Genomic DNA, 12,781 nt, shown 5'->3' with positions numbered 1-12,781 from the left:
AAAGTGGGCCATTTCCTTATTTAGACACGGTAATAAAAGACACGATAGAAAACGCCACTGAGCAGTGAGAAATATTTCGCCTGGCTATCGCAGAAAAATGGAGCGAGTGAGGAGAATCGAACTCCCATCATCAGCTTGGAAGGCTGAGGTTTTACCACTAAACTACACTCGCATACGAACGCTTGCGCGAACGCTACCCGAAGAGAATACCATCCCACCCCCAAGACTTCCACTCCGATGGCACTCTCCTGTGGCGTGGGCATCGCCGGCCGGAATCTATTACACTAGGCACGTTGCTTAGGTGCGGCCGGCAGCCTTCAGTTTTCGGCGCACGGCAACGTACATACAACCAGTACGGGACGTGGCGCAGTTTGGTAGCGCACCCGCTTTGGGAGCGGGGGGTCGCGGGTTCAAGTCCCGCCGTCCCGACCGTGCGACGTTTCGTCCAGTGCCACCTCGCCACATTTCACGAACGACGCCGCCGCCAGCTCCGCCGCGCAATTCCCACAAAATCCAAGCCGACCAGGATGTACGTCCTTGATTGACACACCCCACTCCAGCACCTACCCCAATCCATTTCAACCCCCACACCACCGACTTTTCCGCATATTTTCACGTAATTCTTATAAAGCACCCGCGTGATCAAACTTACACAACTTACCGCAGCACACCCTTTCCATAGGCCTTTCGTCCCGCTAGATTGGGTTACGTGGCGCCAGTCACGGCACCGCACTCACCAGAGCTACTCAATGAGGAGAAAAATATGAAGGCTCTTGTCTACGGAGGTCCGGGAATTAAGGAATGGAAAGAAGTTCCCGACCCGCAAATCCAGCAGCCCACCGACATCATCGTCAAGATGGAAGCAACCACGATCTGCGGTACGGACCTCCACATCCTCAAGGGTGACACCCCGGAAGTGGAACCCGGGCGCATTCTGGGCCACGAGGGAATTGGCCGCATCACCGAAGTTGGCTCGAACGTGACAAATCTCAAGGTCGGCGACCGGGTGATTCTCTCCTGCGTGAGCTCCTGCGGGCATTGCTCCTACTGCCGTACCGGAATGTACGCCCACTGCATGGATCCCGAAGGTATGCCCGGCGTCGGTTGGATCTTCGGCTACATGATTGACGGAACCCAAGCCGAATACGTGCGCGTGCCCTTCGCGGAGAATTCCGTGTACAAGATTCCGGAAGGTGTGAGTGATGCGGAGGGTATTCTCCTCTCCGATATTCTTCCTACCGGTTTCGAAATTGGGGTGCAGAACGGCAAGGTCAAGCCGGGCGATGTTGTCGCGGTGATCGGCTCGGGTCCCGTGGGGTTGGCGGCAGTGATGACGGCGCGCCTGTACGGGCCGGCCAAGGTCATCGCCATTGACCTGGATGATAAGCGCCTGGATCGCGCCCGTGATTTCGGCGCCACCCACACGGTCAATAACGGCTCCGCCGATTGGAAGGAGCAGGTTATGGCCCTGACCGATGGTTTAGGTGTCGACGTCGCCATCGAGGCGGTGGGCGTACCCGCTACCTTCGATACCTGCCTCCAGATCGTGCGCCCGGGCGGCCACGTTGCCAATGTGGGCGTGCACGGCAAACCGGTTAACCTGCCGATCGACAAGCTATGGATCGCCAATATCAATATTTCTATGGGTCTGGTTTCGACCAATACCCTGGAAATGCTGCTCAAGTTGGTGGCCGCGAAGAAGCTACCCGCCGACAAGTTCGTCACCCACGAATTCGCCTTCGAGGACATTATGGAAGCTTACGAGGCGTTCATGCACGCCTCGGATACCAACGCCCTCAAGGTTCTCATCCACTAAACCAACTTCCCACTAATGTAGTCTGTCCCCTCAAACCACCAGAACTGTCCTCGGGCTCCTAACAGCCTTCCCTCGTTCAGTAGCCCGAGGACGCATCCCCTACGGCCGGGCGCTCCCGTAAGCGCCCGGCCGTAGGGCCGTGGTGGCGCACGAAGAGTTTCTCCGCCCCGCTCAGGAGCGCGAGCCCGGCCAGGTCATTGGGCTGGTAGGGAATGGAGAGGAGCCCGCCATCCAGGGCCCGGTCGGTCAGGAAACTGGTGGAGGAAGCAGTGGCCTCCGGATGGTGCAGGTCCCACACCAGAAGACCAGCGAGGAGAGCCGCTGCGGTATCCGCGGAAAGGGGCGGGTATCCCAGCCGTTCCAGGCCGGCGTACCCAGCACGCAGCGGCTGGGAAATGAGCACTGATTCGGTGCGGGACATCGGCGCAATAGTGTAGGAAATAGTGCGGCCGGCTTCCCGTTCCACGGTGGCACGCCATCGCCCGATGCGTTTCGCGGCGGCGTAATTGGGGCCCTGGATATCTTGGAGCAGATTAACGACGCCGCCCTCGCGAGCGGGCCGCGCCCCGGAAAGTTTCGCCCAGCTGCGGATCGCCGTTCGGGAGACCCGTCCGCCGGGAAGTCCAGCGGCGCCAGCCGCTGCGGCGTCGTTCCCCGGAATCGGGTAGGCATCCGTAGGTGAACCGTACCAGGCGAAAGCGGCGTCGCTTTCTTCGCCCACCATGCGCAGCACGGCGTCCGCTCCCGCTTCCACCAGCAGGAATTTATATCCGGGCGCGTAAAGGGTATCCACCACCACGAGGTCACCGGGCAGGGAGAGGAGCCAACCTGCCACCGCATCCGGAGCGGCGGTTACATCGCCGAAACCCGGAGGCGCAATATGCAGCTTGCCGGCAGTTTCCAGAGCCCGGGCGCGGAGGGTGCGCATACGGCGCGATTCGCTGCGCCCCACTCCCGCCACCCGCGCGCCGGTGGCCAGCAGCGTGGGTGCGGGCGAAAGCTCCGCTCCGGCACCGAGCACCGCCACGGTGCGCCCCTCCAGACGCATCATCTCCGGGTTCTCCACCACCTCGGTGAGCGCGGTCAACACCCCCGGCCGCACCCGCCCCTGGGCTTCCCACAGCGCGAGGTGCTCCAGGAGCTCCGTGCCGCTCAAGTACACGTATTCCCCGCGGGCGTCCCTGCGGGTTGCCCCGCGCAGGTGTTCCGGAATCTCCCGGCCTCGGAAAGGCACGGTGAAGGGGCACGGCACCGTGGTCCCCCGGACAATTTCACCCCGGGGCGCCCCCGCGCGCGGGCGTAGCTCAGCTAGGGGCGTACCGTCATGCAAGGTGAGCGTATGGTGCACGAAGTCCAATCCGGTGCGCGCCACCTGCGCCCCGTGGGCCGGATCGTCAATGCGGGTCAGCTGCACGTAGGGCTCACGGTACGTGCGCCGCCATGGGATAGCTTCCTCAAGGGCGGTGGCAAGCGCGGTATCGCCCTCCGCAAAGACTTCCACCATGCCGCGTGAAACCGCGGTGCTCGAAGGTTTCCCTTCACGGACAGGGAGCACGATGCCGGCCTGAGCTTCGTGTAATTCCGGGCTGGTGTAGCGCAGGTGGACGAGGTCGCGTCCCGTGCGTTCCTCTACAACGGCAACGGTGCCTTCTTCCCCGACGGCGCGCAGCACCACCTTTTGGGGCAGCACCAGGGGCGCACGGAAAGTGACCTCCCCGCGTCCCGGTGCATCCCCGCGCACGCCGAGCTGGCCGCAGGCCCAAGCATCGGTAGCGGCACCGTGAAGCACGGCCCCGCTAAAGCCGAAGAGGCGTGCGGTGGCTCCGGAGAGGTGGATCGGGTTGATATCTCCGGTCAGGCGGGCCCAATGGCGCGCATCCGTGGCGGTAAAGCGCCGCTCGGCGAGGGCATGAGGACTGGCGTAGCGCAGATGCCCGTTCTCATCCACCCCGAATTCGGCACGGAAATCCAGCGCGGTGCCGGGGAAAGACGATGCTAACGGCGCCGACGGCGCAGATGGCGCGGACGGCTCGCCATGGACTGCCGGTGCGGGTGATGTCTTGGCCCGCGACTGCGCCACGTCCTCCGATTGCGCCACATCCTCCGGCTGCGGCACTTCTCCGAGCACGCGGGCGGGGCTCCCGGTGCTGCCCCGGTCCAAATAACGGGCGTTTTCCCGGTAACATACTGCGCCGTCGTACAAAATATCCGCCACAATGCGCAGCGCCGTACCTTGATCATCGCGCTCGAAACTGGCGACCAATGCCCGCACCGTAAGCGGGCGGCCAAAAGGTACGGGGCTGAGGATTTCCCACCGTAGGTCAGTGATAACAGCACCGGTGGCCACCAGGGGCAGGCGCGTATCGGCAAGAATATCGAGAGTGGGGCCTAGGCATAGTTGGTGCAGCAATGCGGCCGGGGCGTGCCCGCCCACGCCCCCACCGGCGAAACGCGCAATTGCTTCCCCCACGGCGCGCTCGGCAACCGCGTGGACTTTTACCCGCGGCAGCTCATCAGCGTGGGGAACGGCGCGGCGGCTGAGTTTTTGGCGGGCAGCGGCAGCAAGAATGGCGGCGTAGCGACGGGTTTGCATGGGGCCCCTTTCGTCGGTGTCTCTTCCATTTTAGGAAAACAGCCGCTCTCCTGCCGGCAGCACGCCAGCAGTCAGACTTGGAGTTGTCCCGTGGCCCCGTGGCGGCACTACAACACAAAAATACCCTCGTGAGGTAACCTCACGAGGGTATGCAAGCTTGAGTTTCCCACGGACTTAGTCCGAGAGCAGCCCCTTCTTGTAAGCCTTGGCCAGCTTGCGCGGGATGCGCACTTCGCGGCCCCGCACGCGGACGGTCTGGAGCTCAGTGAGCTCGGCCTTCCACTGGGAGCGACGAGAGCGGGTGTTGCTGCGGGACATCTTGCGCTTAGGTACTGCCATGTCAACCGCTCCTCTCTACTTTCCGGGCCGCCCTGCGCAGCCGCTACGAATCTTCGTGTATATCAGCATCACTGGGGACGCTTCAATAACACACAGCGAATGAGTCTACCTCATCATCTCCTCGCCGCGCCAGACCGCACGTGTGAGATATCAAGCATCACCGTCACCATGGACGGCACGGGGTGGCACGCCGGGCACGGTGCGTCACGGCGAGGATGGCGGGCACGGTGCCGCACCGCGGGGCGCGCACCCCAGGAACGGCCCCTCGCGCCCCGTATAGGCACCGGTGATGAGAGAATACCGATATGTCGGATGTGCTTTTAGAGGCCGGGGCTCGCTACGAAACCGAACTTGAGATCAAGCGTTCTCGTTTTATTACGGTGCTGGCGCGGGTTTCCACCGAGGCGGAGGCGCGCGCCGTGATTGACGGCGAAAAGCGGCGTTTCCCCGACGCCCGCCACCATTGCAGCGCCTACGTGGTGTCTATCCCCAGCAGTGCTCCGATACACCGTTCTTCTGATGATGGTGAACCCTCCGGCACCGCCGGACGCCCCATGCTCGACACCCTCCTCGGCGCAGGGATTACCGACGTCGTTGCCGTAGTCACTCGATATTTTGGTGGAACGCTGCTGGGAACAGGAGGACTGGTGCGGGCGTATTCGGATTCTGTCACCCAAGCTCTCGGCCAGGCCCAACTGGTGGAACGGCGCATTGTGCCCCGTTACCAGGCCGCCCTCCCCCATTCCGATGCCGGCAAATATGTTGCGGCTTTCTCGAGCGCCGGTTTCAACCCCGAAGTGGAGTACCACGACCACGGTGTTGAACTGCGCATATCTACTGAGCGCGGAACAGCCCTGGCCGCTATGATGGCAGAGTTGTCCGCGGGGAATGTCGGCGTCGTACAAATTGATGACGCAATTATCGAGGTCCCCTACCTGGATAAACATGACGCGACTCCTCTAAAGAGTTAAAATAAACAAAAACGGCCGCATCGTGCTGTGCCGTATCGACACACGTCAACCACTGAATGCGGTGATGCCATGAGAAGCCCCTTGCGGACGCACAAGAAAACCGGACCCAAACCGACTTTCACTGCCGATGATGCAATCGACGCAGTCTTCGATATCGGTTTGGATCGGTTCACACTCGGCCAGGTCGCCGAGAAACTCGGCGTAGCAACTTCAGCTCTCTACCGTCTTTTCAAAAGCCGCGAAGACCTCATGGAAGCATGCCTGGCGCGCGTCTCGAGCGAATATCCCGCACCGGAAGGGGATAGCGCAGATGCCTTGCTGCGTGATTATGCGAATAAAGTGTGGAAGCTCATGGATACCCATCCGGGGCTAGATCTGCTTTTCGTGCAGTTTTCCGCCACTTCACGCTTTATCGCCCCGCACCTCAACGCCCTCATTAATGCGCTCGAAGATATCGCGGGCTGGGATGTCGAAATTGGGTTGCTCGCGGTGGACACCGTAACCAATATCATTATGGCCACCCACGCGGCGGCCGCTTCGTTTAATAACGTCAAAGATGATGCCGATATTGCCCAGCCCACCCGCGGAAATATCGTATTGTTCTCCCGCCTGAAATGGCGCGACCGGGCCAACCTCGATACCAAACTCGATTTCCTCATTCCGGCTTTCGCTGCGGAGGCCGAGCGCCGCGCGCGGGAATCGGCTACCACTTCCCGCGATTAGCCGGGGTATCTGCCCAGGTCTATCCACATCTCGGGCCACGCGTATCCGCTTGCGCTCCAGAAAATACTATGGAGCAGCGGGAACAAGATAGCTCGCAGCGGCGTTAGCGTACCCGAGGAGGAAAATATGACCATTTTCAATGACGCTACTGAACTTGTGGGGCACACGCCCCTCGTCCGTATCAACAAGCTCGCGGAGGGCAGCTCCGCGGAAGTCCTCGCCAAGCTTGAGTTTTACAATCCCGCGAATTCGGTAAAAGACCGGGTGGCGGTTGCCATTATCGACGCCGCGGAAAAGTCCGGCGCATTGCGCCCCGGCGGCACCATTGTGGAGGGCACGTCCGGCAATACCGGGATCGGCCTGGCCTGGGTGGGTGCCGCGCGCGGTTACAAGGTTATTTTGACGATGCCAGCTTCCATGTCGGTGGAACGGCGCATGCTGCTGCGTGCTTTCGGGGCTCGCTTGGAGCTGACCGATCCGAAGGAAGGCATGCGCGGGGCGGTGGCACGCGCCGAAGAAATCGTGGCAACTACCGAGAACGCAATTCTGGCCAGCCAGTTCACGAACATCGCCAACCCTGCCATTCACGAAAAGACCACGGGTGAGGAAATCTGGGCGGATACCGAAGGCAAGGTGGATTACTTTGTTGCCGGTATCGGCACCGGGGGCACCATTACCGGGGCGGGGCACGCGCTGCGCCGTCACAATCCGGACGTGAAAATTATCGCGGTGGAGCCCGCCGAATCACCGCTGCTTTCCGAGGGGCGGGCCGGTTCGCACGGCATCCAGGGTATCGGAGCGAATTTCGTGCCCGAGGTGCTCGATACGGAGCTTTACAACGAAGTCATCCCGGTTCCCACCGCGAAGGCTCTTGAGGTGGCCCGCGCCGCTGCTACCTCGGAAGGCCTGCTGCTGGGTATTTCCGGAGGCGCCGCGCTCCACGCCGCCCTCGAGGTCGCCGGGCGCGAGGAAGCCGCCGGCAAGCGCATCGTCGTGATCATCCCCGATTTCGGTGAGCGCTACGCTTCCACTCCCCTTTTCGATCCCTACCGCGACTAGTGGTAGGTACCGGTACGACGGCGCAGGCCAACGTGGCACGGGAACATCAGCCCACGGCGCGGACGGCCGGCTAGAGTAGAGCCTATGGGTTTATCTCGAGCACTCCGGATGATGCGGGAAGATATTGATACAGCGCGCCGGCACGATCCGGCGGCGCGTTCCCGCTTGGAAGTGGTACTGGCTTACTCCGGCGTGCATGCCGTATGGGGGCACCGGGTGGCGCACGCGATGTGGGAGGCAACGCCGCGACTCAGGCTGCCAGCACGTCTCCTCTCCCAAGCCACCCGGTTGCTCACCGGGGTGGAAATCCACCCCGGTGCCCACATTGGCCGCCGTTTCTTCATTGACCACGGCATGGGCGTGGTCATCGGGGAAACCGCGGAGATCGGCGATGATTGCATGATCTACCACGGGGTGACCCTGGGTGGGTCATCAGCCGAACCGGTCAAACGCCATCCCACCTTGGGAAATGGCGTCATGGTGGGGGCAGGCGCGAAAATACTAGGCCCTGTCCACATTGGGGACGGTTCCCAGGTGGGCGCGAACGCCGTCGTCGTTCATGATGTGCCGGCGGAAGCGACCGCGGTGGGAATCCCCGCGCGAGTACGCACCCCGGTCCATCACGAACCACTCATTGACCCGGCAATATATATTTAGGGTCTTTTTAGGCGCCTTCGTACCGCGCGATCTGGTCGATGCGGCGCTGGTGGCGCTCATCTTCACTGAAGGGCGTCTCCAAGAAAAGCTTGACCAGGTTCCAGGCTTCTTCCGGGGTGTGCTGGCGCGCGCCGATAGAAATGACGTTGGCGTTATTGTGTTCGCGCCCGAGCTTGGCCGTATCCTCATTCCAGGCGAGGATGGCACGCACCCCGCGCACCTTATTCGCCGAAATCTGCTCGCCGTTTCCGGAGCCGCCCAGCACGATGCCCAGCGACCCGGCGTCGTCTACAACGCCCTGCCCGCAGGCAATACACGGGGCGGGGTAATCATCGAGCGCGTCATAGGTTTTGGCGCCGTGGTCCACCACTTCGTAGCCACTCTCTTCGAGCTTCTCCACCAGGAATTCCTTGAGCTCGAAACCGGCATGATCTGTTCCAATATGTACTCGCATGCAGCCATCCTATCCTATTGTGCCGCTTGTCACTTTTACTTCGGGGTGGTGCGCCGGTGGCGATGCGCTATTTAAAGTGTCGTAGGCGTCCACTACCCTGGACACATGACTGATACTGCTTTACATGCTGTGCTTTCGGGTGCTGATACTTCGGTGCGCCCCCAGGATGATCTTTTCCGTGCCGTCAATGGCACCTGGTTGCGTGAGAAGGAAATTCCGGCCGATCAGGTGTCGGTGGGTTCCTTTATCGATCTGCGTGATGAGGCTGAACTCCACGTACGTGAGCTCATTGAAAAGGCCGCGGATGCGGCAGATGCGGCGGGCGCGGCCAGTTCGGAAACGGCCGCGAATTCCGCACCGGGCGTTCCGGCGGAATCGCTGGCGAAGGTGGTGGCCCTCTACCGTTCTTTCGTTGATACCACTGCGATTAATGAGAAGGGCATCGCTCCCCTCGCCGCTGATCTTGATCCGGTGGCTAGTGCGAAAACAAAGGAAGATCTGGCGCGCGTGATCGGTGCGCTCATGCGCACCGGGGTGGATAGTTTCTTCGGGGTAGATGTCTCCCCCAGCCTGGCCAATCCCAATGTGAACGAGTTTTCTATCGGGCAGTCCGGCCTGGGCTTACCGGATGAAGCCTATTACCGCGAAGCGCAATTCGCTCCGGTCTTGAGCGCTTACCGGGATTTCGTGCCGCAACTGGCCCAGCTCGCTTTTGCTGAGAAAGCCACCGAACCCAGCGCTGCTATTACGGCCGCCGCCGGGCGCGTCATCGATGTGGAAACGAAACTCGCCGCCGCGCATATGAGCCGCACGGATGCCCGGGATATGGATAAGGTCAATAATCCAATGTCCTTCGCGGATTTCGTGGCCTCGGCCCCGCAATTCCCCTGGGCTACCGCGCTGCGCGCTATTGGTTATGACCCCGATCAGCTCGGCACCATTATTGTGACCACCCCGCAGGCCCTGCAGGCCGCCGCGCAGCTGTGGGAAGAAACCCCGCTGGAAACCTTGCAGGAATACACCCGCTGGCGCATTCTGCTCGCGCGTGCTTCCTACCTTCCCGAAGTGATCGACGCAAAGAATTTCGATTTCTACGGCAAGGTGCTCGCCGGTACCACCCAGCAGCGGGACCGCTGGAAGCGTGCGGTGCAGCTGGTCAATGGTGTGCTCGGTGAAGCGGTGGGGCAACTCTACGTGGCCTCCTATTTCCCGCCCGAACACAAAGCCACCATGGATCAACTGGTGGCGGATCTCTTGGATGCTTATCGCCTTTCCATCCGGGATCTTGACTGGATGAGCGATGCCACCAAGGAGCGCGCCCTGGCCAAGCTGGATACTTTCGCCCCGAAGATCGGCTACCCCGAAAAGTGGAAGGATTATTCCTCCATGCAGATCGGTACGGATCTGCTGGCCAATATTCGTGCGGCCTGCGAATTTGGGGTGGAGGAAAACATCGCGAAGCTCGGCAAGGAAGTTGACCGCAGCGAATGGCATATGAATCCGCAAACGGTCAACGCCTACTACAACCCGCAGTGGAATGAGATCGTATTCCCGGCGGCTATTTTGCAATGGCCTTTCTTTGAGCAGGATCGCGATGCGGCCTTCAATTACGGGGGTATTGGCGCGGTTATCGGCCACGAAATCGGGCACGGTTTCGATGACCAGGGTTCCAAGTTTGATGCGGACGGCTCCCTCAACAACTGGTGGACTGATGAGGACCGCGCGGAATTTGAGAAGCGCACCGCGGCTCTTATCGCGCAATTCAATTCCTATATTCCGGCCCAGTTGAACGGTGACGAAGCTTTCCACGTTAATGGTGAACTCACCCAGGGTGAAAACATCGGGGATTTGGGCGGCCTGTCCATCGCACTCAAGGCATATGAGATCCACCTGGAACGCGAGGGCCTCACCCTGGACAGCGCTCCGGTGATTGACGGCTACACCGGCGCGCAACGCGTCTTCCTGTCCTTCGCCAAGATCTGGCAGGGGAAGAACCGCGACGAATGGGCCCGCCAGCTCATTGCCATCGACCCGCACTCCCCGTCCGAATTCCGCTGCAATGGCACGGTCAAGAATATCGACGCCTTCGCGCAGGCTTTCGGCTTGGAAGAAGGCGATGGCCTTTACCTCGCCCCGGAAGAGCGCGTGCGTATTTGGTAAAGGTACTTCTTGCCCGTAGTCGGAGACATGCGGAAGTAGTACCACGCCGGCGCTAACGCGCGCCTAGATGCCACGGCGTACCGGCGGCGGGGTGCCGGACTGACCAGGCCCACTTATCCATGACATCTGTCATGAAGAAGTGGTGATTCTTGGCAGTTCCGGTGCCCCGCCGCCCATTTTTACACTGATGGCATGAACACAATACCCGGGGCCAACCCGCCCCATCCGGTCCCTACCGCGCACCCCGCTGTTGCGGCCCGCTCCCTCAGCCGTTCTTTCGGACAAGTGCGCGCCGTGGATAATCTGTCGCTCACGATCACTACCGGGGAAATCGTGGCACTCCTCGGCCCCAACGGAGCCGGGAAAACCACACTCCTCGATATGGTCCTCGGCTTTACCAAACCCAGCCGCGGCACCCTTGAAGTTCTCGGCCGGGATCCCGGCTCCCCGGCCCTCACCGGGCACATTGGCGCCATGTTGCAGACCGGCGGGATGCTACGCGATCTCACCGCCGCGGAAACCCTCCATTTCCTCGCTGATTGCCTTCCCTTCCATCTGCCGGTAGCTGATGTCATTGAGCGCGCCGGCATGAGCGACTTCGCCTCCCGGAAAATCGCCAAATGCTCCGGCGGCCAAATCCAGCGCATCCGTTTCGGTGCCGCGCTGCTATCAGACCCGGAGCTACTTATCCTCGATGAACCCACCGCGGGGCTGGACGCCACGGCGCGCCGTGACTTCTGGGAGCACATTCGGGCCGACGCCGCCCGCGGACGCACCATCATCTTCGCCACCCATTACCTCCAGGAAGCCCAAGATATGGCCGAGCGGGTCATCCTCATGAATAACGGCCGCATCGTAGCGGACGGGAGCGTTGCTACTATCACCGCCCAGCAACGCCACCACCTCACCGTCACCTGGAATCCGCAGGCGAGTATCACCCCGGAAGAAGTAGCCCGGCGCGCAGGCGCTGACACGGTCGAACGAGACGGTGACCTGGTGCGTTTCACCGTGGCGGATTCTGATCGGCTTGCCGCCGTGATTCTCAACGAAGGTCTCGGCTCCCATCTTCAGATTTCTGCCGCCAGCCTCGAAGATGCTTTCTTCACCCTCACGGCCTCCCCGCACACCGATTCACCCGCCACTGCGGCACCCGAAGGAGCCCGCTCATGACCACTCCCGTAACCAGTCCGGCGACACCCCGTTCCCGCACCAGTATTTTCTTCTCCTATATCCGCCACGAGCTCTGGCGAAATTTGCGGATGGTGGATTCCCTGATCTTCCTTATTGCCCTCCCCCTCGTGATCTTCGCGGTTTTCGGGGTGGCCTCACCGGGAACCGATAAGCACATTCCTGGCGGCACCATCGCCGCCTACGTCATGGTGAGCTTGGCCCTCTACGGGGCGGCCACCGCGGCGACATCCATGGCGGGCGCCGCCGCCGTGGAACATGACAGTGGCTGGGGCCGCCACCTAGCCCTCACCGGGATGCGCCGCGGGGACTATCTGGCAGGCAAAATCATTGTCAGCCTCCTCATCGCCTGCCTCCCCATCGGCGCGACCTTCCTCCTCGGTATTCTCACCACGGCGCAATTTGATACCCCCGGAATCTGGCTCGCGAGCGCCGGACTGTGCCTGGTAGGCGTATTTCCCTTCGCGTTCTTCGGTCTGGCCGTAGCCCTGGCATTACGCAGTGAAACCGCGGTGTCCATTGCCTCCGGCGTGGTGGTGCTTCTCGCTTTCCTCGGTAATCTTTTCATGCCGCTGAGCGGGGCAATGATGGAGATGGCCCGGTACACGCCCTTCTACGGGGCAGGCGTGCTGGCCCACTGGCCCCAGAACGGGGAGGTTATTATTACCGGTGCTTTCGCCACGCCGGGTATGCCAGAGCTCCTTCCCACCGAATCCTTCGCCTGGACAATCGGGAATGTGGTGGTGTGGACGCTTGTCTTCGCGGCACTGGCGCTCCTGGCCCTGCGCCGTTCGACGGTGCGGCGCTAGAGTACGGGCGCT

At 61.5% G+C, this 12,781-nt stretch carries 11 protein-coding genes and 2 tRNA genes; 9 read left to right on the top strand and 4 right to left on the bottom strand.

Translation table 11 applies throughout. The features are described 5' to 3' along the window. Positions 1-98 precede the first annotated feature (98 nt). Positions 99-172, bottom strand: a tRNA-Gly gene (locus AC5RK6_RS04635). Between the two features lie 183 nt (positions 173-355). On the opposite strand from AC5RK6_RS04635, the gene AC5RK6_RS04630 reads away from it, so the two are divergent. Both AC5RK6_RS04630 and AC5RK6_RS04625 read left to right on the top strand, forming a co-directional pair. Continuing rightward, positions 356-429, top strand: a tRNA-Pro gene (locus tag AC5RK6_RS04630). 334 nt (positions 430-763) lie between these two features. After that, the gene (locus AC5RK6_RS04625; protein ID WP_016442422.1) at positions 764-1,816 is read left to right on the top strand and encodes a zinc-dependent alcohol dehydrogenase family protein; all 1,053 of its coding nucleotides are present in this window, start codon (positions 764-766) and stop codon (positions 1,814-1,816) included. 76 nt (positions 1,817-1,892) lie between these two features. Here AC5RK6_RS04625 and AC5RK6_RS04620 read toward each other — a convergent pair whose 3' ends face one another. Together AC5RK6_RS04620 and rpmF are read right to left on the bottom strand one after the other, a co-directional pair. Continuing rightward, entirely contained in the window at positions 1,893-4,409 is a 2,517-nt protein-coding gene (locus AC5RK6_RS04620; protein WP_016442421.1) for a MaoC family dehydratase, read from the bottom strand. A 174-nt stretch (positions 4,410-4,583) separates the two neighbouring features. Beyond that, positions 4,584-4,748: a 50S ribosomal protein L32 gene (gene rpmF, locus AC5RK6_RS04615; protein ID WP_016442420.1), complete on the bottom strand. Its 165-nt coding sequence runs from the start codon at positions 4,746-4,748 to the stop codon at positions 4,584-4,586. 305 nt (positions 4,749-5,053) lie between these two features. Here rpmF and AC5RK6_RS04610 point away from each other — a divergent pair, with 305 nt between their 5' ends. The 4 genes from AC5RK6_RS04610 to epsC all read left to right on the top strand — a co-directional run bounded on the left by AC5RK6_RS04610 (position 5,054) and on the right by epsC (position 8,158). Beyond that, positions 5,054-5,719 carry an IMPACT family protein gene (locus tag AC5RK6_RS04610; RefSeq protein WP_016442419.1) on the top strand — a complete coding sequence of 222 codons (666 nt, stop codon included), beginning with the start codon at positions 5,054-5,056 and terminating at the stop codon, positions 5,717-5,719. A gap of 81 nt (positions 5,720-5,800) precedes the next feature. Next, complete coding sequence (locus AC5RK6_RS04605; protein WP_051106967.1) at positions 5,801-6,442, top strand: TetR/AcrR family transcriptional regulator; 642 nt, start codon at positions 5,801-5,803, stop codon at positions 6,440-6,442. A 126-nt stretch (positions 6,443-6,568) separates the two neighbouring features. Continuing rightward, complete coding sequence (gene cysK, locus AC5RK6_RS04600) at positions 6,569-7,501, top strand: cysteine synthase A (RefSeq protein ID WP_016442417.1); 933 nt, start codon at positions 6,569-6,571, stop codon at positions 7,499-7,501. A gap of 84 nt (positions 7,502-7,585) precedes the next feature. Then, positions 7,586-8,158 carry a serine O-acetyltransferase EpsC gene (epsC, locus tag AC5RK6_RS04595; protein WP_039898289.1) on the top strand — a complete coding sequence of 191 codons (573 nt, stop codon included), beginning with the start codon at positions 7,586-7,588 and terminating at the stop codon, positions 8,156-8,158. Positions 8,159-8,165: 7 nt separating this feature from the next. Here epsC and AC5RK6_RS04590 read toward each other — a convergent pair whose 3' ends face one another. Continuing rightward, positions 8,166-8,612 carry a ribose-5-phosphate isomerase gene (locus tag AC5RK6_RS04590; RefSeq protein WP_016442415.1) on the bottom strand — a complete coding sequence of 149 codons (447 nt, stop codon included), beginning with the start codon at positions 8,610-8,612 and terminating at the stop codon, positions 8,166-8,168. 105 nt (positions 8,613-8,717) lie between these two features. Between AC5RK6_RS04590 and AC5RK6_RS04585 the strand changes: the two genes are divergently transcribed. From AC5RK6_RS04585 to AC5RK6_RS04575, 3 genes are all read left to right on the top strand, one after another. Then, positions 8,718-10,772 carry a M13 family metallopeptidase gene (locus tag AC5RK6_RS04585; RefSeq protein WP_016442414.1) on the top strand — a complete coding sequence of 685 codons (2,055 nt, stop codon included), beginning with the start codon at positions 8,718-8,720 and terminating at the stop codon, positions 10,770-10,772. Between the two features lie 192 nt (positions 10,773-10,964). Further along, the gene (locus tag AC5RK6_RS04580) at positions 10,965-11,942 is read left to right on the top strand and encodes an ABC transporter ATP-binding protein (RefSeq protein ID WP_016442413.1); all 978 of its coding nucleotides are present in this window, start codon (positions 10,965-10,967) and stop codon (positions 11,940-11,942) included. Further along, positions 11,939-12,769, top strand: a complete 831-nt coding sequence (locus tag AC5RK6_RS04575) for an ABC transporter permease (protein ID WP_016442412.1) — start codon at positions 11,939-11,941, stop codon at positions 12,767-12,769. Before AC5RK6_RS04580 ends, AC5RK6_RS04575 begins: the two co-directional genes overlap by 4 nt. The last annotated feature ends 12 nt before the right edge of the window (positions 12,770-12,781 follow it).

It is taken from the genome of Actinotignum sp. usb-actsch-213 (assembly GCF_059085665.1).
The sequence above is the reverse complement of the archived record's forward strand: the minus strand, read 5'-3'. Positions and strand labels throughout refer to the sequence as shown.

Bases quoted from the DNA above. Each gene is read 5' to 3' on its own strand.
- AC5RK6_RS04575 (WP_016442412.1), top strand. From the start codon at position 11,939: ATGACCACTCCCGTAACCAGTCCGGCGACACCCCGTTCCCGCACCAGT.
- AC5RK6_RS04580 (WP_016442413.1), top strand. From the start codon at position 10,965: ATGAACACAATACCCGGGGCCAACCCGCCCCATCCGGTCCCTACCGCG.
- AC5RK6_RS04610 (WP_016442419.1), top strand. From the start codon at position 5,054: ATGTCGGATGTGCTTTTAGAGGCCGGGGCTCGCTACGAAACCGAACTT.
- cysK (WP_016442417.1), top strand. From the start codon at position 6,569: ATGACCATTTTCAATGACGCTACTGAACTTGTGGGGCACACGCCCCTC.
- AC5RK6_RS04625 (WP_016442422.1), top strand. From the start codon at position 764: ATGAAGGCTCTTGTCTACGGAGGTCCGGGAATTAAGGAATGGAAAGAA.
- AC5RK6_RS04590 (WP_016442415.1), bottom strand. From the start codon at position 8,612: ATGCGAGTACATATTGGAACAGATCATGCCGGTTTCGAGCTCAAGGAA.
- AC5RK6_RS04585 (WP_016442414.1), top strand. From the start codon at position 8,718: ATGACTGATACTGCTTTACATGCTGTGCTTTCGGGTGCTGATACTTCG.
- epsC (WP_039898289.1), top strand. From the start codon at position 7,586: ATGGGTTTATCTCGAGCACTCCGGATGATGCGGGAAGATATTGATACA.
- rpmF (WP_016442420.1), bottom strand. From the start codon at position 4,748: ATGGCAGTACCTAAGCGCAAGATGTCCCGCAGCAACACCCGCTCTCGT.
- AC5RK6_RS04620 (WP_016442421.1), bottom strand. From the start codon at position 4,409: ATGCAAACCCGTCGCTACGCCGCCATTCTTGCTGCCGCTGCCCGCCAA.